Source organism: Gordonia otitidis NBRC 100426 (assembly GCF_000248075.1).
Lineage (GTDB): Bacteria > Actinomycetota > Actinomycetes > Mycobacteriales > Mycobacteriaceae > Gordonia > Gordonia otitidis.
The window spans coordinates 1-21,983 of sequence record NZ_BAFB01000192.1 but is presented as its reverse complement, the minus strand read 5'-3'; the positions used below and the strand labels follow the sequence as shown (position 1 = coordinate 21,983).

Here is a 21,983-nt window from a genome sequence, read left to right as displayed (position 1 = left end):
GCTCGACACAGTCCGAGGTCGGCACGGCATGGACGGTAGAATCTGGCGGGTGAGCGATCCTGTGGAGACCGTGTCGGTGGATTCAATCGAGCGTGCTGTTGCCAGCCCCGATCAGCCCCAGCCCTACAAAGAACTCGGGCTCAAGGACGACGAGTACGAGCGCATCAAGCAGATCCTCGGTCGTCGGCCCACCGATTCCGAGCTCGCCATGTATTCGGTGATGTGGTCGGAGCACTGCAGCTACAAGTCGTCGAAGGTGCATCTGCGGTACTTCGGCGAGACGACCACCGAGGAGATGCGCTCGGGCATGCTCGCCGGAATCGGCGAGAACGCGGGCGTCGTCGACATCGGCGACGGCTGGGCCGTCACGTTCAAGGTCGAATCGCACAACCATCCCAGTTACGTCGAGCCCTACCAGGGCGCTGCGACCGGTGTGGGCGGTATCGTGCGCGACATCATGGCGATGGGTGCACGCCCGATCGCGGTCATGGATCAGCTCCGCTTCGGTCGCGCGGACGCGCCCGACACCCGTCGTGTGCTCGACGGTGTGGTGCGTGGTGTCGGCGGATACGGCAACTCGCTCGGCCTGCCCAACATCGGCGGCGAGACCGTCTTCGACTCCAGCTACGCGGGAAACCCGCTCGTCAACGCTTTGTGCGCGGGGGCGTTGCGCACCGAGGACCTGCAACTGGCGTTCGCGTCGGGAACCGGCAACAAGATCATCCTGTTCGGTGCACGCACGGGACTCGACGGCATCGGGGGCGTATCGGTCCTCGCGTCGGAGACGTTCGACGACACCGGCGAGTCCGGTCCCAACCGCAAGAAGCTACCCAGCGTTCAGGTGGGCGATCCGTTCACCGAGAAGGTGCTGATCGAGTGTTGTCTCGAGCTCTATCACTCCGGGCTCGTGGTCGGTATCCAGGACCTCGGTGGTGCAGGTCTGTCCTGCGCGACGTCGGAGTTGGCCTCGGCGGGCGACGGCGGCATGCGGATCGAACTCGAGAAGGTGCCGATGCGCGCGGAGGGTATGACCCCGGCCGAGGTGCTCTCCAGCGAGTCGCAGGAGCGCATGTGTGCCGTCGTCACGCCGGAGAATGTCGACGAGTTCCTCGCCGTGTGTCGCAAGTGGGATGTACTCGCCACTGTCATCGGAGAGGTCACCGACGGCGACAACCTCGTGATCACTTGGCACGGTGAGACTGTTGTCGACGTTCCGCCGCGCACCGTCGCGCACGAGGGCCCGGTATACGAGCGCCCCGTTGCCCGACCCGAGTGGCAGGACGGCGTGATCGAGTCGACCACGGAGGCGTTGCAGCGACCGTCGACGCCTGTCGAACTGCGTAAGACGCTGCTCGACATGTTGGCATCACCCGCTCTGTGCAGTCGCAAGTTCATCACCGATCAGTACGACCGATACGTGCGCGGCAACACCGTCCTCGCCGAACACGCCGACTCCGGCGTAATCCGCATCGACGAAAAGACCGGTCGTGGAATAGCTTTGGCCACCGATGCCTCGGGCCGCTACACCTTTCTCGATCCGTACCGTGGTGCGCAGCTCGCGCTCGCCGAGGCCTACCGCAACGTGGCGGCGTCGGGTGCCACACCGCGCGCGGTGACGAACTGCCTGAACTTCGGTTCGCCCGAGGACCCCGGTGTGATGTGGCAGTTCCAGCAGGCCGTCCACGGACTCGCCGATGGATGCCGACAGCTCGGCATCCCCGTGACGGGCGGCAACGTGAGCTTCTACAACCAGACCGGGTCGACGCCCATCCTGCCGACACCGGTCGTCGGCGTGCTCGGTGTGATCGACGACGTGCATCGTCGGCTCCCCACCGACTTCGGTACGGAGCCGGGCGAGACGCTGATCCTCCTCGGTGAGACACGCGACGAATTCGACGGATCGATCTGGGCCGAGGTCGCCTACGACCATCTCGGCGGAGTGCCCCCGACGGTCGATCTCGATCACGAGAAACTGTTGGCTGACATCCTGACCGCGGCGTCGCGCGACGGGTTGGTCTCTGCCGCACACGATCTCAGCGAGGGCGGGTTGATCCAGGCCGTCGTCGAATCGGCTCTTGCAGGCGAAACCGGCTGTCGGATACTGCTACCCGAGGACGCCGATCCATTCGTGTGGTTGTTCTCCGAGTCGTCGGGTCGAGTCCTGGTCGCCGTGCCGCGTACCGAGGAGTCGCGATTCACCTCGATGCTCACCGCTCGTCAGATGCCGTGGACGCGCATCGGCGTCGTCGATCAGGGCTCGGATTCGGTGACCGTGCAGGACCAGTTCGAGGTGACCCTCGACGAACTGCGAGCCGTGTACGAGGGGACGCTGCCGGCGCTGTTCGGCTGATGCCCGACCCGTTCGGCTGACCCTGGTCGGTGGGCTGATGCCCCCGTCCGCGGGGATCGAGCGGCCGGGATGATCTACTGTCCGGGTCCTCATCACATACGAGACCGTGGTCGACGCCGTGAAGCCCGACCACCGCGGAGAATCCATGTCGAATCCTGTTGACCCGTACCGCGGGCAACCCCAGTTCGGGCAGCCGCCGCAGTATGGCCAACCCCAGTATGGCCAACCCCAGTACGGGCACCCCCTATACGGGCAGCCCCAGTATGGCCAGCCCCGGTACGGATACCCGATGCCCGGCTACGGGCAGCGCAGCGCCGCGGCTTCCGGAGTCACTGCCATCGTCTCGTCGGTGCTGGCGATCCTCGGCGCCGCCTGGGGTCTGTTGGTGATCATCTCGACGGCCGATGCGCTCTTCGACAACGCCAGGTACCTCAGCGGTAGCTACTACGCGTGGATCGTCGTCGATCTGCTCTTCGGGATCGTCGGTACAGCATTGCTCGCGACCGGTGCAGTCATGGTGCTGCGTCGGAAGGCACTCGGCCGATGGCTGATCGTCGGCGGGTGCACAGTCGGAGTTCTGGTGAGCGTTGTCAATGTGGTGGTCAGCGCCGTCTCGCTGTCGTCCCGCTACTCGGGACCCGCGATTCACATCACTCCCACGCTCGTCAGTCTGACTGTGCTCGTCTTTCCCGTTGCCACCGCGATCCTCGCGCTGGTTCCGGCCACCGGTGCGTGGTGTGCCGATCGTGCGCGCGCGCAACAGGTTTCGTTCGGCCAGCCCATGGTGAATCGTCGCTGGTGAGACGGCGCTGACAGCTCGTTGACCGCGGCGAGTCCGCGCGGGCGCCACACGCATGCGGCCTCAGTTCGGCTGCACCGATGCGGCAGCGTGGAAGCCCTCCGGATCGTCGGTCGTGATCTGATCTGCACCTCGTTCGACGAGGCGCCAGAACCGCGCGAGCGTGGTCGCGTCGGCACTTCCGAGCGTGTAGGCGTCGACCCGTCGTTGCATCGCATGGAATGCCGCGATGAGATCGGCACCCCTGTCCGCTGCGGCCAGTACGAGGCTCTGGTCGAGGTAGATCATCTCGGCGCGCGGCGAATTGCGGCACGCTGTGAAGACGAAACCGCGAAAGTCGCCCGAGCGCAACACCCGACCGATCGCGCCGTGGTGGCACGGGTCGTAGCCGACGTGGATCCCAGGTGCGGCGTCGCACAGAATTCTCACCGCGTCGGCGTCGCCGCACGACAGGATCGCGTTGTCCGCGAAGGGAGTCACCGCCGCAGCGAACACCTCGACGGCCGCCTCGTCGAGCGCTGCAGCGTTCTCCTTGAAGTCGAGTTGCAGCATCGAGTCGTCGGCGACGTCGATGTTCTCGAGCAGAGCCGCGAGGTCTTCGAGGAGGACAACCTTCTCGTGGGTCGGCGTCCCGGTGGCATCGCGCAACGACAACCCGCGGAGGTAGGACGCCGACGCCTGCGCGACATTGCCGTGTCCCGTGGTCGCCTGCGCGATGTCGCGATCGTGCAGCAGGGCGAAGCCGCGGTCGGCATGGATCACGAGGTCGACCTCGACGCTCGCTCCGACCCGCAGCGCTTCGACGATCCGCGACGCGGTGAACGGCGTGTCCGACGGCCGACGGCGGGCGCGATGCCACTTGAGTGTGGTTTGACGGCCATCGCTCGACACCGAGATCGGCGGCGGAGAGGATGCGGCGGACGGTTGGGGGCTCGACATCGATGCCGACGTTACCCGCGAAACAGTGCTCACCGATATGGAACGTGTTCTAGTTTGATGGCATGAGTCTGCGCGTCGTCGAATGGTCGACCGGAACCGTCGGAAAGCACGCCATCGCGGGAATCGATGCCCATCCCGATCTGGAACTGGTCGGTGTGTGGGTGTCCGATCCGGCCAAGGTCGGTCTCGACGCGGGAGAGCTCGCCGGACTCGGCCGTGAGCTCGGTGTCGTGGCGACGTCGGATGTCGACGAACTGCTGGCAACGGCTCCCGACTGCATCGTGCACACCGCGATGACCGACGACCGCGTGGTCGAGTCGATCAACGATCTGTCGAGATTCCTCGAGGCGGGAATCAACGTGGTGTCGAGCGGCCCGGTGGTGTTGCAGTTCCCGCACGGCATCCTGCCCGCCTCGATGATCGAGCAGATCGAGGCGGCGGCACGCAGTGGTGGTGCGACCCTGCACGTGAACGGCATCGATCCGGGATTCGCCAACGACGTCCTACCGCTGTCGATCACGAGTCTCGCGCAGCGCATCGACGAGGTCAGGTGCATGGAGATCGCCGACTACTCCACCTATTACCAGCCGGTGGTCATGCGCGACCTGTTCGGATTCGGTCAACCCATGGACAGCACCCCGGTCCTGCTGACGCCGGGCGTCCTCGGGATGGCGTGGGGGAGCGTCGTACGTCAACTCGCGGCGGGGCTCGGCATCACGCTCGACGAGCCGCTCGTGGAGCGCGTCGAGCGGGTCGCTGCCGATCGTGACTATTCGACGGTGTCCGTCGACGTGCCGCGGGGCACGATGGCCGCGCTGCGATTCGAGGTCGTGGGCCAGGTCGACGGCGTCGACCGGATCGTGCTGGAGCACGTCACGCGGACACACCCCGACCAGTGCCCACAGTGGCCCAAGCCCGCGCGCGGAGACGGCTCCTACCGCGTCGTCATCTCAGGGGAGCCGCAGATGACAGTCGAGTTCGGTCATCACGGTGAGAACGGCGACCACAACGTCTCGGGCATGATCGTGACGGCGATGCGCCTGGTCAACGCCGTGCCCGCGGTCGTCGCGGCACCCGCGGGGCTCGCGACCGCGCTCGATCTGCCGCTCGTCACCGGACGTGGGCTCGTCGCTTGCGCGAACGGGGTGTCGGCGGCACCGGTGGGTGACGACGTCGTCCACGCGCGCTGAGTCCTCGTAACCGCACCCGTCGACGACGAAGCGCCGGGTGGTGATCGGTGGCCGGTCATCGCAGGGACTGATCACAGGGACCAGGTGTGCACGGGTTCGCCCTCGTGCATCAACGCGACGTAGTCGGCGAGCATGCCGTGAAGCGCTGCGCTGCGCGTGTCGCCCGCGGCTTCGCGGGCGGCCACCGCACGGCGCTGCCACACCGACCCCGACTGACGAGTGATACACCGTCCCTCGATGACCGAGAGATACCGCGAGCGCGCCTTGTCGGAGACCCCGAACGAGCGCAGCCCGGCGTCGGCCAACGGCAACAGGCGACGAAGCGTGAGCTCGTCAGGACGTATCCAGCCGACGCCCGGCCAGTAGAGCTGGCTGTCGAAGCCGGCTCGTGCGCCGGCATGGAGATTTTCTGCAGCCGCGTCGAACGACATCTGCGACCACAACGGCAGATCCTGTTCGACGAGCCCGCGCACGAGGCCGTAGTAGAACGCCGCGTTGGCCATGGTGTCGACGACGGTCGGCCCCGCGGGTAGCACCCTGTTCTCGACGCGCAGGTGTGCATGACCGTCGACGACGTCGTAGACCGGACGGTTCCAGCGGTAGACGGTCCCGTTGTGCAGACGTAACTCGTCGAGCGCCGGAGTCTCGCCTGCATCGAGCGTGGCGAGGGGATCCTCGTCGGAGGACACGGGTAGCAATGCCGGGAAGTACCTGGTGTTCTCGTCGAAGAGATCGAAAATGGTGTTGATCCAACGCTCACCGAACCAGACACGCGGCCGGACGCCCTGGTTTTTCAGTTCGAGCGGTCGGGTGTCGGTTGCCTGCTCGAACACCGGGATCCGACTCTCGTGCCAGAGGGCGGTGTCGGCGAGGAACGGGGCATTGCCCGCCAGGGCGACCTGAACTCCCGAGATCGCTTGCGCCGCATTCCAATGCGGAGCGAAGTCTTCTGGTGCGACGCGCAGATGTAGTTGCAGTGACGTGCAGGCGGCCTCGGGAAGAATCGAATCGGTCGAGGTGTGCAGATGTTCGGCGTCGTGATGTTCGTCGAGTGGCACGCCGGTGATGTCGAGTTCGATGTCCTCACCGCGAGCGTCGAAGATCTGCCGGTTCAGGAGGTCATACCGGGGGTTGGCCGAAATCCAGTGGTGGGCAAAGTGTTCGGATCGTAACGTCGGGAGCATGCCGATCATGACGAGGTGACTGTCGGTGGCCGCGGCCCGCTTCTCCGCCCGATTGAGCGAGGTGCGCAGGGCCTGCTCGAGTGAGATGGTGTCGTCGGTGGTGAAGGGGCGGGGAGACACGTTGATCTCGATGTTGAACTGACCGAGCTCGGTCTGGTAATCGGGGTCGGCGATGGCGTCGAGGACCGCGGCGTTGGCCATGGCGGGATTCATCGCGGCGTCGACGAGGTTGAGCTCTACCTCCATGCCCAGAAGTGGTTCCGGTGGCGCGCCGTGATCGCTGAACAATCCTTCGGCGAGCATGCGCGCGATCGCCTCCGTGCCACGCGAGACCTGGCGTCGGAAACGGACCCGGTCGGCGCCGGTGAACTTCTGATCGGGCACGTCGGTTCCCATGGGTCAATGGTGCCCGACGCCGCGGGGTCCGGGCATCATTGCGGGGTGCCCGCGCGAAAACCGATCGATCCCGCAGCCGCGCGCGCAGCGGTTCTCGCTGTGACGCCCTGGCTGCGCGACGACACCCAGCCAACCCCTGCTCGAGCCGACCTCGCCGCGGCGGTGCGGCTGACCGCGCGCACCCTCGAGGACATTGCGCCCGGAAACTCGGTCGAGGTGCGTGTGCCACCGTTCGTCGCCGTGCAGTGCATCGAGGGCCCGCGCCACACCAGGGGAACCCCGCCGAACGTCGTCGAAACCGATCCGCGCTCGTGGTTGCTCCTGGCCGTGGGCGACGCCGACTTCGACGAACTGGTCGCCGACGGTGCGGTCTCGTCGTCGGGCAGCAGAGCGGGCGAGGTCGCATCGTGGATGCCGCTCGTTCGGGTATGAGGGCCCGAATCCCGCTCCAGTAGGTTCAGTGCGCTGGCTCACAGCCGGAATAACCGCAGGTGCCGCGCCGCTGCACAAGTGGAAATAGAGGGCTACCGGCACGTAAACTCGCTGGTGGTTCTCTTCGTCACGCGAAGCCATCGACCAGGCCAGCGCCGCCACGTCCAGCCCAGGGAGCTCGTCGTATGCCGGATCTTTCGATCACAAGCACCAACTTGTTGGCTCCTACCCAACACAACTGTCCCGCACGCGACGCGATGGACGAACCGGAGAACGAACCGCGCGAGGAATGTGGCGTCTTCGGCGTATGGGCTCCGGGCGAAGATGTCGCCAAACTCAGCTACTACGGTCTCTACGCCCTGCAGCACCGCGGCCAGGAAGCTGCGGGAATCGCGGTCGGAGACGGCTCCCAGGTGCTGGTGTTCAAGGATCTCGGGCTGGTCAGTCAGGTTTTCGACGAACAGACCCTCGGTGCGATGGTCGGGCACGTCGCGATCGGGCACTGCCGATACTCGACGACCGGGTCGACCACCTGGGAGAACTCCCAACCGATCTTCCGCACCACCGACGCCGGTAGCGGAGTTGCGCTGGGACACAACGGCAATCTGGTCAACACAGCCGATCTCGCGAGCAGGGCGCGTGACCTGGGCATCGCGAGCGGCGCCGCGACGTCGGACTCCGACATCGTCGGCGCGCTGTTGGCACACGGCGCAGCCGACAGCACGATCGAGCAGGCGGCGATGGAACTGCTACCGACGCTGCGCGGAGCGTTCTGCCTGACCTTCATGGACGAGCACACCCTGTATGCCGCGCGTGACCCCCACGGGGTTCGCCCGCTGTCACTCGGACGACTCGACAGGGGATGGGTCGTCGCGTCCGAGACCGCAGCGCTCGACATCGTCGGCGCCTCGTTCGTCCGCGACATCGAGCCCGGCGAGCTGCTTGCGATCGACGCCGACGGCGTGCGCAGTTCCCGCTTCGCCGAGCCGACGCCGCGCGGCTGCGTCTTCGAGTACGTCTACCTCGCCCGACCCGACAGCGTGATCCACGGTAGGTCGGTGCATTCGACGCGCGTCGAGATCGGTCGACGGCTCGCCAGGGAGTTCCCCGCCGACGGTGATCTGGTGATCCCTGTCCCGGAGTCGGGAACACCGGCTGCCGTCGGATACGCGCAGGAATCGGGCATTCCCTACGGCCAGGGTCTGATGAAGAACGCTTACGTGGGGCGTACCTTCATCCAGCCGTCGCAGACCATCCGTCAGCTCGGTATCCGGCTCAAGCTCAATCCACTCAAGGAAGTGATCCGCGGCAAGCGCCTGGTGGTCGTCGACGATTCGATCGTCCGTGGTAACACCCAGCGTGCGCTGATCCGTATGCTGCGCGAGGCAGGTGCGGCCGAAATCCACGTCCGCATCGCGTCGAGCCCTGTCCGCTGGCCCTGCTTCTACGGGATCGACTTCGCGTCTCCCGCCGAGCTGATCGCCAACGGAATGGAGTCAGAGGAGCACATGGTCGAGGGCGTGCGGCAGGCCATCGGCGCCGACTCGCTCGGGTACATCAGCATCGACGAGATGATCGCCGCCACCGACCAGCCTGCATCGTCGCTGTGTGCGGCGTGTTTCGACGGCAACTACCCGATCGAACTCCCGAAGGAGACCTCGATGGGCAAGGCGGTCCTCGAGCAGATGCTCGCCAACGCTGCGGCGGGAGACGCGCGTATCGACCCGCTGACGGTGCCGAACGACAACGCGAATGCTGTCCTGCGTCCCTGATCGTCAACCCCTGTGAGTACTCCCCGCCTGTGACGACTGCCCGCACGCTCTCGGGTAGCGTGTGACCCGACCATCAGCGATTGCGAGCAAGGGGTACGCGCCTACATGTCCGACGAAGGTACGGCGGCCAACGGCCGCGATTCGGCAGCTGAAGGCCAGGACACCGCAGCCAACGACCGCGGTACGACCCCAACGGACTCGGGTGCGTCGTACGCAGCTGCCGGAGTCGACATCGACGCGGGTGAACGCGCCGTCGAGTTGTTCGCCCCGCACGCCAAACGCGCAACGCGTCCCGAGGTGCTCGGCGGGCTCGGCGGATTCGCCGGCCTGTTCGCCCTCAAGGGCAACTATCGGGAGCCCGTCCTCGCTGCGTCGAGCGACGGTGTCGGTACGAAGCTCGCCGTCGCCCAGGCGGTCGGCAAGCACGACACCGTCGGACAGGACCTCGTCGCGATGTGTGTCGACGATCTGGTCGTGTGCGGCGCGGAACCACTCTTCCTGCAGGACTACATCGCGATCGGCAAGGTGATTCCCGAGGTCGTGGCCGAGATCGTCTCGGGTATCGCGGACGGTTGCGTGGCGGCGGGTTGTGCGCTGCTCGGTGGCGAGACGGCCGAGCACCCGGGCCTGATGTTGCCCGATCACTACGACCTGTCGGCGACCGCGGTCGGCATCGTCGAGAACGACGAACTGTTGTCGCCCGAACGTGTGCGCGCAGGCGACGTGGTGATCGCGATGGGATCGTCCGGGTTGCATTCCAACGGCTATTCACTTGCGCGCAAAGTGCTCCTCGAGTGGGGACACATGGATCTCGGCGGACATGTCGAGGAGTTCGGGCGCACCCTCGGCGAGGAGTTGCTCGAGCCGACGCGGATCTACGCGCGTGATTGCCTGGCGTTGGCTGCCGAAACCGACGTACGGATCTTCGCGCACATCACCGGTGGTGGACTCGCCGAGAACCTGGCGCGGGTGATCCCGGACGGCCTCGTAGCCGAACTGGAACGTGGAACGTGGACTCCCGCACCGATATTCGCACTCATCTCGCAGCGCGGCCGTGTCGAACAGGCGGAGATGGAGCGCACGTTCAACATGGGTGTCGGGATGGTCGCGATCGTCGCGCCGGAGGACACCGATCGTGCACTGGCCGTGCTCACCGCGCGCCACGTCGACAGCTGGGTGCTCGGCTCGATCAAGCGCTCGCCCGAACCCAAGAACCACGGTGTCGGGAAGGTGACCGTCGTCGGAGAACACCCGCGTTTCTGAACTCTCGCGGCGCGCCGCGCGGAGTGAGTCGGACGCGCGGACCCGACGCCGACAGACGAGTTTCGTCGGTGGCATGTCCGGGAATGCCGGGCACGCCACCGACGAAACAAAGGTCGTGCGGGTTACCGCAGGAGAAGGTGCGCGTCAGGCGCGCTTCCACTCCTCCTCTTCGGCCCACTCGTCCACCGGATCCGGACGGTCTGCCGAATCACTCGACCCCGACAACTCGCGCTGCAAGCTGTCGAAGTCGGTGTGGGGAGTGGAGTATTTGAGCTGACGAGCAACCTTCGTCTGCTTTGCTTTCGCCCGGCCGCGGCCCATATGGGACCCCCTCGCACAATGACGGGGCGGCCAAACAAGTGGCGGCCCCGTTCTCTAGGTAGTGAATCTGTCGTGCAACCAGTCTAGCGCGCCCGCAGGGATTCTGTGGATTGCCCTGCCTTGCCACGCCGACGCGGTGGCGGGGACGACTACGCGCGCGCCAGCTTCTTGGTGGCCTCGCGGCGGACTTTGGGGGCGAGGTCGTCGATGGCGAGCAGTTCGCGCAGCGAGTCGGCGTCGGTCCCGGTGATCAGGTGACGGACGCGGACGCGGTGATCCGGACGATGCACGACCCGGATGTCGTCGCCTGCCCCAACCGTGCCCGGCCGAAGAACGCGCAGGTAGGTGCCCACATCGCCGCGGTCGTGGAAGCGTTTGATCCACTTGGTCTCGTCGGCCCACACGGCGAAGGTGCGGCACGGGGTGCGGGGGATCGTCGTCTCGAGCAGCAGTCCGTCGTCGCCGACTGCCCACTGTTCCCCGACCAGTGCATCGGTCACCGGGAGTCCGGTGACGCGAAGATTCTCCCCGAACCAACCGTAAGGCAGCTCACGCCCCAGGGTTGCGGCCCAGTGGTGCGCTTCGGCGTGATCGTAGGCGTAGACGGCCTGGTCGACTCCGCCGTGATGTTTGGTATCGCAGACGTGGTCGGTGACGAGTCCTTCTGCGCCGACCATCACCCTGCCCTGCTGGGGTCGCTTGTCGATCGCGCTGGCGCCGATCGAAGGAAGGTCGACGTCGTGGTCGGCGACACAGACCGCGATGACATGGCCGAGGAGTGAGGGCGACTGCTCGCTCACCGACCACGCAGCCTGTCGATCGCGGCACGCCCTGCCTGCACCCGCGCGTCGGTCCGGATGGAATCGGGGTCGATGCGCGCCGGCACACGGTCGCCGACCTCGAGCTCGACGTCGGGACCGATTCCGTTCTTGACCAGGGCAAGTGCGATCGGGCCGAGTTCGAAGTGGTCGATGACTGTCCCCACACGGCCGACCGTGCGGCCGCCCGCTGTCACTGCGGCGCCGGGCTCGGGCTTGTCGTCGGCGCTGCCGTCGAGATGAAGGAGGACGAGTCGGCGGGGCGCCTTGCCCAGATTGTGGACCCGCGCCACCGTCTCCTGCCCGCGGTAGCACCCCTTGTCGAGGTGTACGGCACCGAACTCCTGCGGTCCGCCGATCCAGTTCACCTCGTGCGGAATGGTTCGTTCGTCGGTGTCGATACCGAGGCGGGGGCGCGTGCCCGCGACACGCAGTGCGTCGAATGCCCAACTTCCGGCGGCGCGCCCACCGGCGTCGATCACGGTGTCCCACCAGCTCACGATCTGCGACTCGGGGATGACGAGGTCGACGACGGGAAGGGCACCGGAGGCGTGCGGCCCCTCCGAGAGTGGCGGCATGATGCGCCAGAAGCCGAGCGGTTCCTCCTCGTGATGGGATTCGGGGAGATCGCCTGCCGTGTAGGGGAGCGCGTCGGGATCGATCTCGAGAGTCTCGGCGATGGGGCCGCGCAGGACGTCGGGGCCGATGAGTGTCAGCACCTTCATGTCCGGCCGCGCCGCGGGGGCGACGTCGGCCCAGAAGACCATCTTGGTGAGGAAGTCGAGAAGCGGAGCTCCGCGGTAGCCCTCGGTGTCGATCCATGTGACCTCGTCGACGTCGCTGACCACGAAGTGGTCTTCGATGCGACCGTTCATGTCCAACGACAGTGATTCCGCACTGCGTCGGTCGGGCAGCTGACGCAGGTCCTGGCTGCTGATGTTGTGCAGCCAGGTCAGGCGTTCAGGGCCGGGTACCTCGATCACCGAGCGATCGGACCGGTCGACGATGACCGCCCCACGTACCGCCGCACGCTGTTCGCCGAGCGGATCGCCGTAGTGCCACGCGACGGTCGTCGACGAATCGTCGTCGGGCGAGTGCGGGTCGGCAACCGCGCCCATGGTGGAATACCTGGTCAAGATCGAAGAGGGCGCCACCCCTGAGATTCTACGCAGCCGACGCATTAGCCTCTTGGAGTATGTCGCACTCGATCCTGATGACCCTCGACGGTGAGCGCCACGACCCCGACGCACCGTTTCTGTGCGCCGACGACCTCGCCGCGGTGCGTGGCGACGGGATCTTCGAGACGTTGCTCGTCCGCGGAGGGCGCGCACGATGTGTGGCGCTGCATCTCGAACGCCTCGCGCGTAGCGCGGCAATGCTCGACCTGCCCGAGCCCGACGCCGATGCGTGGCGGGAGGTGATCGACGTAGCAGCCAAGCAGTGGACGGCCGACGCGCCGCGCGGCGCGGAGGGACTCATGCGCCTCGTCTATTCGCGAGGCAGGGAGAGTGCGGGTCACGATGCGTCGCCGACGGCCTATCTGACGGTCGGCCCTGTCGCCGACAGGGTGACCGCAGTCCGACGGGACGGGGTCTCGGTGGTCACCCTCGACCGCGGTTACTCGATCGTTGCGGCGTCGAGTTCTCCGTGGCAGCTCCTGGGAGCCAAGACACTGAGCTACGCGACCAACATGGCTGCCCTGCGGCACGCGACGGCACAGGGATTCGACGACGTCATCTATCTGAGCGCAGAAGGTGCCGTGCTCGAGGGTCCGCGGTCGACGGTGATCGCGGTGTACGACAAGACACTCGTCACGCCGCCGAGCGAGGTGGGCATCCTTCCGGGGACAACGGCCCGGGCGACATTCGAGCTGGCCGAGAAAGAGGGCTGGGACACCAGTACCCGTGTGCTGCGCACGGCAGACCTCATTGCGGCGGATTCCTTCTGGCTGGTGAGTAGCGTCACGCTGGCCGCGCGAGTTACCGCATTGAACAGATACGTGACGCCGGTGGCTTCGAATACCGAGCAATTCGCCGATTTGGTGAACCGGGCGATCGGCGATGACACAGAATAGTCACGTCTGTCACAGTGATTTGTGAGACGAACAGACAGCGTGAGACACAGCTCATAACTTCATCCCGACGACGGGACCTTTGGCTGCTTGTCCCCGTGATCGGCCCAGCGTAGCGTCGTCGACAACGGACTACTACGTGCCGTCGTAGAAGTCCGCGCTCTGCTACCAGACGCGTCTCCCAGCCCGGGGGCGCGGCTATGAGATTCGAGGCGCGATGAACGCTCTGGATTTGTCCCGATGGCAGTTCGGAATCACGACTGTCTATCACTTCATTCTTGTCCCACTGACCATCGGCCTCGCGCCGATGGTCGCAATCATGCAGACGGTGTGGCACAGGACCGGAAATGAGCAGTGGCTACGCGCCACCAAATTCTTCGGAAAACTCTTCCTCATCAACTTCGCACTCGGTGTGGCGACCGGCATCGTGCAGGAATTCCAGTTCGGGATGAACTGGAGTGAATACAGCCGCTATGTTGCCGACGTCTTCGGTGCGCCGTTGGCGCTCGAGGGGTTGATCGCCTTCTTCCTCGAATCGACGTTCCTCGGCCTGTGGATCTTCGGGTGGACGAGGTTGCCGCGGCGTGTGCATCTCGCGACCATCTGGTTGGTCACGATCGGTGTGACGGCGTCGGCCTACTTCATCATCGCGGCGAACAGCTTCATGCAGCACCCGGTCGGGGTCGCCTGGAGTGACGTGCGTGAGCGTCCTGCGATGAACAACTTCTGGGCGGTCATCACCAACAACACGACGCTCGTTGCCTTCCCGCACGTCATCGCCGGATCCTGGCTCACCGCAGCCACTTTCGTCGGTGCGATCGGTGCCTGGTGGATGACACGCAACATGATCCGCGCGAAGAAGCTCAGTGCTGCCATCGAGACCGGTGACACCTCCGACATGCCGAAGACCACGTCGCCGAGTCAGATCGACGCGACCCCGCAGGATCTCGAACGCGACGCGCGTCGGTTGTGGCGGCCTGTCACGAGGTTCGCGTGCTGGTTCGCGATCGTCGCAGGCGTCCTCGTCATCATCACCGGTGACATGCAGGCACAACTGATGTTCAAACAGCAGCCGATGAAGATGGCCGCCGCGGAATCGCTGTGCGATACCGAGCAGCCCGCAGGCTTCTCCGTTCTGGCGGTCGGTCGGCAGAACAACTGCGACAACATCGAGCACGTCATCACCATCCCGCGCATGCTGTCGTTCCTCGCCGATCACCGCTTCGACAGCGAGGTCAAGGGCGTCAATCAATTGCAGGAGGAGTACACCCAGAGACTCGCCGGGACACCGGGTGTCGAGCCCGGTCAGAACTTCGCGCCCAACCTCTTCGTCACCTACTGGGGTTTCCGCGCGATGATCACGTGGGCGCTCGGATCGGTGATCGTGGCGCTCGGCGGATTGTGGCTGACGCGCAAGAACAAGGTGATCACGTCACGCAAGTTCGGTCTGCTCGCGCTCTGGATGATCCCGACGCCTTTCCTGGCCAACGCATCCGGCTGGATCTTCACCGAGATGGGACGTCAGCCGTGGGTGGTCGTGCCCAACTGGGCCGACGATCTCGATCCCACTCGTATCCACATGCTGGTGCAGAACGGTGTCTCCAATCACACGCCGCCGATTCTCTGGGTGACGCTGATCGGATTCACCGTCCTTTACGGCGCGCTCGGCGTCGTGTGGTTCCTGCTGCAGCGGCGCTACATCATCGAGGGCCCAGGACCGCACGACGACGTTCCGCCCATCGTCGACGAGGATGTCACCGACTCCGATGCCGACGGCCCCAAGCAACTGTCGTTCGCGTACTGAGGAGTTAAGGGACATGCTCGGAAATCTCTGGTTCGTCATCGTCGCGATCCTGTTCGTCGGGTACTTCGTGCTCGAGGGCTTCGACTTCGGCGTCGGCATGCTCATGCCGTTCCTCGGCCGCAGCCACACCGGTGGCGACAGCAAGGTGTCGGCGAAGGACGACGCCGCCGACAACGACAAGCGACGTCGCGTGCTGCTCAACACGATCGGACCCGTGTGGGACGGCAACGAGGTGTGGCTCCTGACGGCAGGCGGTGCGTTGTTCGCGGCGTTCGGCGGGTGGTACGCCACGATGTTCTCCGCGTTGTATCTGCCGCTGTTCCTGATCCTCGTGGGCCTGATCGCCCGCGTCGTATCGATCGAATGGCGCGGCAAGATCAACAATCCCAAGTGGCGTCAGTGGTGTGACTTCGGTATCGGACTCGGGTCGTGGATTCCGGCGATCCTCTGGGGCGTCGCGTTCGCGAATGTCGTACGGGGACTTCCGATCGACGAGCGGCATCAGTACACCGGCGGGTTCTTCAACCTGCTCAATCCCTATGGACTGCTGGGTGGGCTCACGACGCTGCTGGTGTTCCTCACACACGGCGCGATCTTCCTGAGTATCAAAACGGGAGGCGTGCTCGAGGAGGACGCCAAGAAGTACGCCAAGACACTGGCCATCCCGACACTGATCGTGGCAGCGGTGTTCCTGCTCTGGACCCAGTTCGCGTACGGCAACGGGTGGACCTGGATTCCGGTGCTGATCGCGGCGGTCGCCGCCGTGGTCATGGTCATCGCCACCCAGGCCGAGCGTGAGGGCATCGCGTTCACCGCCAACGCGATCGCAATCGCAGGTACGGTCGCCTCGCTGTTCGCGTGCCTGTTCCCCAACGTGCTCCCGTCGACGACGAATGCGGCGTGGAACCTGACGGTCGAGAACACGTCGTCGAGCGACTACACGCTCACGGTGATGACCATCGCCGCGGTCATCGTCACGCCGATCGTCATCGCCTACCAGGCCTGGACCTACTGGGTGTTCCGCAAGCGGCTGTCCGTCGACCAGATTCCCGAGTCGATCGGCTTGTCGTCGCTGAAGGCGTGGCAATAAGTCCTGTGGGCGCCCCGGCCGATGGTCGGGGCGACCCACAGGCGAGACCGGTCACCGAACGTCGAGGCGGACCACCGCTCGATCCGCGCCTGCTCAAGTACTCGCCGACCACCCGCAGATACGTTGCGGTCACCGCGGTGTCGGCGTCCATCACGACTGTCGCGATGATCGTCGCGGCCGCGATGACGGCGTCGATCCTGTCCGAGATCATCGTCGATCCGACCACGCGGTCGTTGTCGGCACAGTCCGCGCATCTGTGGATTCTCGGTGTCGCTCTTGTTGTGCGAGTGGGGACATCCTTTGCCCATGACCGTTACGCGCACCGTGCGTCGGCGACGACCATCGCCGAACTGCGTGCGCGTGCACTGCGGGCGCTCACCGATCCGGACCGAACGCCGACGCGAGAACTGTTGCGCCGCAGAGAGCACGCCACGACGGTGTTGCTGCGCGGGCTCGACGCACTCGGCCCGTATCTCTCCGGGTACGTCCCGGCACTGATCGTGACGGTGTTGGTGACGCCGACGGTGGTCGTCGTGATCGGGCTGACCGATTGGCCGTCGGCGCTCATCATCATCATCACGCTGCCGCTCATTCCGTTGTTCATGATCCTCATCGGAGTGATGACCCGGGACAGGACCGAACGCAAGCTCGAGACGATGAGCACTTTGAATTCCCAGGTACTCGACCTCATCACCGGCTTGCCGACGCTCCGTGCTCTCAATCGTGCCAAGGCGCCTGCCGCGCGGGTCGCCGACCTCGGCGCAGAACACAAGCGCAGCACGATGGCGACACTCCGTGTGGCCTTCCTGTCGGGTGGTGTGCTGGAGTTCCTCGCCACGCTGTGCGTGGCGCTCGTCGCCGTGGGTATCGGTCTCCGCCTCGTCTTCGGGGACATGAGCCTCTACGCGGGAGTTCTGGCGCTCATCCTCGCGCCGGAGGCTTATCTGCCACTGCGGCAGGTGGGTGCGCAGTTCCACAACTCCGCCGACGGTGTCACCGCCGCACGTGAGGTGCTCGAACTCATCGAGACCGGAGAAGGCGACGCGACGCCCGTGCATCGTCGCACGCGGACCTGCACCGTTGCGGGACAACCGATTCGCTTGCTCGACGTCGGGGTACACGGCCGCGACGGCTGGGCGCCGTACGGGTTGTCCGCGACCGTGGAGGCCGGGCAGCTGACGTTGTTCACAGGCCCCAACGGGGCGGGCAAGTCGACCGCCATCGCGACGATCCTCGGACTGATCGCACCAGACAACGGGTCGGTTCTGGTCGGGTCGATTCCGGTGGCGGAACTCGACCCCACCGCCTACCACGAGCAGGTGATCTGGCTCCCGCAACAACCGGTCATCGTGCCCGGTACGGTCGCCGAGAACCTCGCGCTGTTCGGGACGCTCAACGCCGATGCCTACGATTCGGCAGCTGCGGCAACGGGTTTCGACGTGGTGCTGTCGAGTCTTTCCGACGGCGTCGAGACCGAGTTGGGTGCGGGTGGAGTGGGGCTGTCTGCCGGACAGCGTCAGCGCTTGGCGTTGACCAGGGCGCTGGCATCCCCGGCGCCGCTGCTGCTGCTCGACGAGCCGACCGCTCACCTCGACGCCGGATCGGAGGCGTCTGTCCTGGCTGCGATCGCGCGGCGTGCCGCGAACGGAGACACGGTCATCGTGGTTGCGCACCGGCCCATCGCCAGGGCTTATGCCGATTCGGTTGTCGATTTTCCGGCGGTGATCGGCGTTGGCTGACATGAAGAACGGTCTCGTGAACGATCCCCTTGTGCGGGCACTCGGTTTCCTCGGGTTGACGTGGCGTCCGGTCGCGAGGTCGCTGCTCCTCGGTATCGCGGGGGCGATGTCGGCGCTCGGTCTCGCCGCGTTGTCGGCGTGGCTCATCACCCGCGCCTGGCAGATGCCGCCGGTGCTGTACCTGTCAGTCGCGATCACGGCGGTACGCGCACTGGGTATCTCACGGGGCCTGTTTCGCTACCTGGAACGGCTGGCCACCCACGACCTCGCACTCGGCGGGATGTCGACGGCGCGGGAACGGCTGTACCTCGCTCTGGCCACCGGTTCGCCCGCGTACTCGGTCACGTTGCGTCGTGGCGACCTGCTCACCCGAACCGGCGACGACATCGATGAACTCGGAAACGCGTTGATCCGCGGACTGATCCCCATCGGGGTCGGATTCACGACGTCGGTCGCCGCGGTGGTCATCATGGCGCTGGTCTCGGGGTGGGCTGCGCTGGTATTGGCTGTCGCGTTGATCGTCAGCGGTGTGATCGCCCCGTGGCTGGCCGCACGCGGATCGGCGCGCGCGATCGCCGATAGTGCAACCGCGACCGCCCGTGCCGTCGACACCGCGGCCACAGCACTGTGGCATGCGCCGGAGTTGATCGTCGGCAGACGTCGCGATGCGGTGCTTGCCGACGCTCGGGCTGCCGACCAGGCAGCCATCTCCGCCGCCGATCGTGGGGTGCGGGTGCAGTCCGCAGCGGCGGCCGCGACACCGCTCGCGCTCGGCGCCTCGTTGATCGCGGCCTGCCTCATCGGAATACACCTGGCCGCACAGACATCCGGTTCTCTCTCCGACGTCGCGAGCGGCCACGGACTGACCCCGATGATCCTCGGTGTGCTGATCCTGTTGCCCCTGTCCGCATTCGAGTCCACCGCCCCGCTGACCGAGGCCGGGATCCAATTGGAGCGCAGCCGTCAGAGCGCATCACGCGTGATGGCTTTGGTCGATGGTGCCCGCGCCGAAGGTGCTGACATTGATGGTGCCGACGTCGGTGCTTCTGCGGATGGCGCCGATGACATCGACGTGCCAGTACACGCTGGGCCGGTGACGATGCAGCTCGAACAACTGAGGTGGGGGTGGCCCGCCTCGGCCGACGCCACACCGCGGACGCTGGGACCCGACCAGGGCATCTCCCAGGTTCTTCCGCCGGGATCGCGGCTTGCAGTCGTCGGCCCGAGTGGCATCGGGAAGTCGACGCTGCTGCTGACCATCGCCGGCTTGCTCGAGTCGCGTGCTGGTTCGGTGACTGCGACCGACCAGGACGGCACTCCGGTCGCATTGCGTTCGGCCGCATGTTATTTCGCCGAGGAAGCGCACATCTTCTCGACGACGCTCGGTGAGAACCTGCGCGTGGCGCGCGGCGACGTGACCGACGACGAGATGCGCGAGGCGCTGGCGACCGTCGGTCTCGGCGATTGGCTTGCGGGTCTGCCCGGCGGCCTCGACACGGTATTGACCGGCGGTGCCGAGGCGATCAGCGGTGGGCAGCGTCGTCGACTACTACTTGCCCGTGCACTGCTGCACCGAGCGCCGGTGGTGTTGCTCGACGAGCCGACCGAACACCTTGACGCCACGGATGCCGAGCAGTTACTGGCCCGCCTGTTGACACCGGTGGGTGGCATGTTTGGTCCCGAGCGGACCGTGGTGGTCGTGACGCACCAACTGCCCGCGGGCGCCCGCACCGGAGCACTCGACGCAGACGTCGTCGACCTGACCCCGCTGGACGCCCTCGGATAGCGTGCCGAGCGCGGTTGGCCCGGTGCGGCGGGGTCCGAGTAGCTGGGTACGTACACAATCCGGTCGTCAGCGGAGAGCGGCGACAATAATTGTCGCGGCCTCGCTGTGACGTCGCAGTTGTGTACGCAGCGGTCGGTGGCGGGCCGTCAGTGGACTGCGCGAAAACCCGTTGCCGAGCGCGGGTAGTGGGCGTACTTTCGTTCGTACACGAGAAAGGAGGTGGTCTGAAGTTGTATGACATACGGACACGTGAGGTGGCCATCCGCTGACGGCGGACCGCCTGTGACTTAGGCCGATTCGCTTCGCGGCGAATTCCAGATGGCCACCCGACCCCCGCACCCGACCAGTCCGGTCGCCCGGCCCGTCCCAGACGGGTGGTGCGGGGGTCGTTCCATGTCGCCGACGGGTACCAGTGCGGGGTGCGGCCGGAGATCGACGACAACGAGTAGCGCGCTACGCATGTAGACATCGGCGCCAGCGGGTGAACTTGGTGGCAGACGACACCGCGTGCACAGCGCGGGGCCCTGCAGAAAGGTCGGAGCCGATGAGAACAGCCAGCGCGGTCAGGACCCTGCATTCACGAATGCACGCCTCGTCGAACCGCACCGTCGCGGTACGCCGCAGATACCTCACCCCGGACGATCCCGAGTGGACGAACGACGGCCCGACCAACTGGATCATCGGCAGAGTCGAGCGCCTCTGGTACAGCAGGTTCGGCGTCGCGGGCTCCATGATCGGGCATCTCGTGCTGTACAACGGCGGCGACGATGATCTCGCCATTCTCTCGACACCGGGTGTGAGCGGCACCGACGGCACGCTGTTCACTTTCCTGCCGAGCGGTGCGTCGCGCATCCTGCCCGACACCGAGTTCCACATCGTGCAGGGCGAGCGCTGCGACGGGCGGCCCGTGCTGGTCGGTGAGATCGTCGACGACGCCCCAGGAGGCCCACAGTTCTTCTTCGACGGTCCGTCCCCGCAACCGCGTTGGTGACTCGACGGTGCTCGGTCACAGCAACCCGACGATCGCGGCGGTCACGAGCACGGCAACCGTTCCGCGCATCATCGAGGTGAGTAGTTGTGGTTGAATGACCGCACCAGTCACCAACGGCTCGCTCATGGCAGGCGAGTCGTAGGGAAGGGGCGGGCGGGTCGCGCGTCGATACACCGCGAACAGTAGGCCGCACAACATGAGTGCTGCGGAGGTCATCGGCAGCGGCCAGGCCACGACGGCAACACCGCCGGTCACGATGACCCCGACCGACGGTATCGCCATGTGTGCCAACATGATCGGTCGATCTGCGAGATCGAAAGCCCGTCGCAGCGCCGGGGTGCCGGCCACCGAGCGAAGGCCGCCGGTCAGGCTGTTGCCCGCGCTGTAGACCAGCATCGCCAGGACGAGTATCGCGCCGTGGTGAATGGTGACCAGCTGCGGCACAACGGCGATCATCGCAGTGCAGATCAGCCAGCGGACACAGGCATCGGGATGCCGGAGCAGTCGTCGCCGATCGAGTTCGACGGCGGCACCGAACCACGACGCGGGCAGCGCTCGCCTCGGTGCGGCCATGCGTCGACGCTGCCACCGCACCACGCGGTTGTCGGTCAGCCACGTGGTGTCGAACATGCTCGCGGCGAGCTGCAGCGCATCCGCGTATCCGTCATGGGGTGCAAAGCTGTTGCGGTGCAGCCACTTCGGTGAGAGCGCCCGTTCCCGCGGCAGCCGTCGCCGATCCTCATTCAGCTGACGAGCATACGCCGCACCCAGTGCCAGCAGTCCCGCTGCCGCACCGGCCGGCACCACGACTGCGATCGATGCGGGATGCAGGGTCGCCAGTATCGCAGACGTCGCTGCGCAGCATACGACCATCGCAGCGCCGACTGTGACGAGGCGTCGAGCGAGTGGGCGGGTGCGGTCGTCGGGACCGGACAGAACCCACCGTGCCGTGGCCCGGCCGACGCGCACCGGTCCCCAGATCGTCGACCAGTGATGTACGAGCACGCCGACCGCCGACACGGTGAGGATCAGCGCGGC

At 66.0% G+C, this 21,983-nt stretch carries 18 protein-coding genes; 12 read left to right on the top strand and 6 right to left on the bottom strand.

Annotation, left to right across the window (positions count from 1 at the left end; all coding sequences use genetic code 11):
* Positions 1-49: 49 nt before the first annotated feature.
* On the top strand, positions 50-2,350 hold the full coding sequence (purL, locus tag GOOTI_RS18950; RefSeq protein WP_227922095.1) for a phosphoribosylformylglycinamidine synthase subunit PurL: 2,301 nt from the start codon (positions 50-52) through the stop codon (positions 2,348-2,350).
* Between the two features lie 145 nt (positions 2,351-2,495).
* A complete protein-coding gene (locus tag GOOTI_RS18945; RefSeq protein WP_138985312.1) occupies positions 2,496-3,152 on the top strand; it encodes a hypothetical protein in 657 nt (218 codons plus the stop codon).
* Between the two features lie 60 nt (positions 3,153-3,212).
* Here the strand turns inward: GOOTI_RS18945 and GOOTI_RS18940 are convergent, their stop codons facing one another.
* Entirely contained in the window at positions 3,213-4,088 is an 876-nt protein-coding gene (locus GOOTI_RS18940) for a glycerophosphodiester phosphodiesterase (RefSeq protein ID WP_039994356.1), read from the bottom strand.
* 62 nt (positions 4,089-4,150) lie between these two features.
* Between GOOTI_RS18940 and GOOTI_RS18935 the strand changes: the two genes are divergently transcribed.
* Positions 4,151-5,278, top strand: coding sequence for an NAD(P)H-dependent amine dehydrogenase family protein (locus tag GOOTI_RS18935; RefSeq protein WP_007240212.1), 1,128 nt, complete (start codon positions 4,151-4,153; stop codon positions 5,276-5,278).
* A 71-nt stretch (positions 5,279-5,349) separates the two neighbouring features.
* On the opposite strand, the gene GOOTI_RS18930 is transcribed toward GOOTI_RS18935, so the two are convergent.
* On the bottom strand, positions 5,350-6,858 hold the full coding sequence (locus GOOTI_RS18930) for a glutamate-cysteine ligase family protein (protein WP_007240211.1): 1,509 nt from the start codon (positions 6,856-6,858) through the stop codon (positions 5,350-5,352).
* A 45-nt stretch (positions 6,859-6,903) separates the two neighbouring features.
* On the opposite strand from GOOTI_RS18930, the gene GOOTI_RS18925 reads away from it, so the two are divergent.
* The 3 genes from GOOTI_RS18925 (at position 6,904) to purM (ending at position 10,325) form a co-directional block, all read left to right on the top strand.
* Positions 6,904-7,290, top strand: a complete 387-nt coding sequence (locus GOOTI_RS18925) for a sterol carrier family protein (RefSeq protein ID WP_039994358.1) — start codon at positions 6,904-6,906, stop codon at positions 7,288-7,290.
* Positions 7,291-7,475: 185 nt separating this feature from the next.
* The gene (purF, locus tag GOOTI_RS18920) at positions 7,476-9,062 is read left to right on the top strand and encodes an amidophosphoribosyltransferase (RefSeq protein ID WP_007240209.1); all 1,587 of its coding nucleotides are present in this window, start codon (positions 7,476-7,478) and stop codon (positions 9,060-9,062) included.
* Between the two features lie 105 nt (positions 9,063-9,167).
* Entirely contained in the window at positions 9,168-10,325 is a 1,158-nt protein-coding gene (purM, locus tag GOOTI_RS18915) for a phosphoribosylformylglycinamidine cyclo-ligase (RefSeq protein WP_007240208.1), read from the top strand.
* Positions 10,326-10,469: 144 nt separating this feature from the next.
* On the opposite strand, the gene GOOTI_RS25310 is transcribed toward purM, so the two are convergent.
* The 3 genes from GOOTI_RS25310 to ygfZ form a co-directional block, all read right to left on the bottom strand.
* Complete coding sequence (locus tag GOOTI_RS25310) at positions 10,470-10,646, bottom strand: DUF3073 domain-containing protein (protein WP_007240207.1); 177 nt, start codon at positions 10,644-10,646, stop codon at positions 10,470-10,472.
* A 149-nt stretch (positions 10,647-10,795) separates the two neighbouring features.
* Positions 10,796-11,446: an MOSC domain-containing protein gene (locus GOOTI_RS18910; RefSeq protein WP_007240206.1), complete on the bottom strand. Its 651-nt coding sequence runs from the start codon at positions 11,444-11,446 to the stop codon at positions 10,796-10,798.
* Positions 11,443-12,618 (bottom strand): CAF17-like 4Fe-4S cluster assembly/insertion protein YgfZ, encoded by a 1,176-nt coding sequence (gene ygfZ / locus GOOTI_RS18905; RefSeq protein ID WP_039994354.1) that lies wholly within the window; start codon positions 12,616-12,618, stop codon positions 11,443-11,445. Before ygfZ ends, GOOTI_RS18910 begins: the two co-directional genes overlap by 4 nt.
* Before the next feature lie 41 nt (positions 12,619-12,659).
* Here ygfZ and GOOTI_RS18900 point away from each other — a divergent pair, with 41 nt between their 5' ends.
* The 6 genes from GOOTI_RS18900 to GOOTI_RS18875 all read left to right on the top strand — a co-directional run bounded on the left by GOOTI_RS18900 (position 12,660) and on the right by GOOTI_RS18875 (position 20,945).
* Entirely contained in the window at positions 12,660-13,538 is an 879-nt protein-coding gene (locus GOOTI_RS18900) for an aminodeoxychorismate lyase (protein ID WP_007240204.1), read from the top strand.
* 214 nt (positions 13,539-13,752) lie between these two features.
* Positions 13,753-15,339, top strand: a complete 1,587-nt coding sequence (locus GOOTI_RS18895) for a cytochrome ubiquinol oxidase subunit I (RefSeq protein ID WP_007240203.1) — start codon at positions 13,753-13,755, stop codon at positions 15,337-15,339.
* A 13-nt stretch (positions 15,340-15,352) separates the two neighbouring features.
* Positions 15,353-16,429 carry a cytochrome d ubiquinol oxidase subunit II gene (gene cydB, locus GOOTI_RS18890; protein ID WP_007240202.1) on the top strand — a complete coding sequence of 359 codons (1,077 nt, stop codon included), beginning with the start codon at positions 15,353-15,355 and terminating at the stop codon, positions 16,427-16,429.
* Positions 16,430-16,434: 5 nt separating this feature from the next.
* Positions 16,435-18,168 carry a thiol reductant ABC exporter subunit CydD gene (gene cydD, locus GOOTI_RS18885; RefSeq protein ID WP_007240201.1) on the top strand — a complete coding sequence of 578 codons (1,734 nt, stop codon included), beginning with the start codon at positions 16,435-16,437 and terminating at the stop codon, positions 18,166-18,168.
* A gap of 1 nt (position 18,169) precedes the next feature.
* Positions 18,170-19,954 (top strand): thiol reductant ABC exporter subunit CydC, encoded by a 1,785-nt coding sequence (gene cydC, locus GOOTI_RS18880; RefSeq protein WP_039994353.1) that lies wholly within the window; start codon positions 18,170-18,172, stop codon positions 19,952-19,954.
* Positions 19,955-20,498: 544 nt separating this feature from the next.
* The gene (locus GOOTI_RS18875) at positions 20,499-20,945 is read left to right on the top strand and encodes a hypothetical protein (protein ID WP_039994352.1); all 447 of its coding nucleotides are present in this window, start codon (positions 20,499-20,501) and stop codon (positions 20,943-20,945) included.
* A 15-nt stretch (positions 20,946-20,960) separates the two neighbouring features.
* On the opposite strand, the gene GOOTI_RS26225 is transcribed toward GOOTI_RS18875, so the two are convergent.
* Positions 20,961-21,983 (bottom strand): DUF6297 family protein (locus GOOTI_RS26225; protein WP_007240198.1); only part of this gene is annotated, 1,023 nt, incomplete at its 5' end.

What these genes read in the sequence shown, in the direction of transcription:
- cydB (WP_007240202.1), top strand. Translation starts at nt 15,353, where the DNA reads ATGCTCGGAAATCTCTGGTTCGTCATCGTCGCGATCCTGTTCGTCGGG.
- GOOTI_RS18875 (WP_039994352.1), top strand. Translation starts at nt 20,499, where the DNA reads ATGAGAACAGCCAGCGCGGTCAGGACCCTGCATTCACGAATGCACGCC.
- GOOTI_RS18945 (WP_138985312.1), top strand. Translation starts at nt 2,496, where the DNA reads ATGTCGAATCCTGTTGACCCGTACCGCGGGCAACCCCAGTTCGGGCAG.
- GOOTI_RS18895 (WP_007240203.1), top strand. Translation starts at nt 13,753, where the DNA reads ATGAACGCTCTGGATTTGTCCCGATGGCAGTTCGGAATCACGACTGTC.
- GOOTI_RS18935 (WP_007240212.1), top strand. Translation starts at nt 4,151, where the DNA reads ATGAGTCTGCGCGTCGTCGAATGGTCGACCGGAACCGTCGGAAAGCAC.
- GOOTI_RS18900 (WP_007240204.1), top strand. Translation starts at nt 12,660, where the DNA reads ATGTCGCACTCGATCCTGATGACCCTCGACGGTGAGCGCCACGACCCC.
- purM (WP_007240208.1), top strand. Translation starts at nt 9,168, where the DNA reads ATGTCCGACGAAGGTACGGCGGCCAACGGCCGCGATTCGGCAGCTGAA.
- cydC (WP_039994353.1), top strand. Translation starts at nt 18,170, where the DNA reads ATGAAGAACGGTCTCGTGAACGATCCCCTTGTGCGGGCACTCGGTTTC.
- purF (WP_007240209.1), top strand. Translation starts at nt 7,476, where the DNA reads ATGCCGGATCTTTCGATCACAAGCACCAACTTGTTGGCTCCTACCCAA.
- GOOTI_RS18930 (WP_007240211.1), bottom strand. Translation starts at nt 6,858, where the DNA reads ATGGGAACCGACGTGCCCGATCAGAAGTTCACCGGCGCCGACCGGGTC.
- GOOTI_RS25310 (WP_007240207.1), bottom strand. Translation starts at nt 10,646, where the DNA reads ATGGGCCGCGGCCGGGCGAAAGCAAAGCAGACGAAGGTTGCTCGTCAG.
- GOOTI_RS18940 (WP_039994356.1), bottom strand. Translation starts at nt 4,088, where the DNA reads ATGTCGAGCCCCCAACCGTCCGCCGCATCCTCTCCGCCGCCGATCTCG.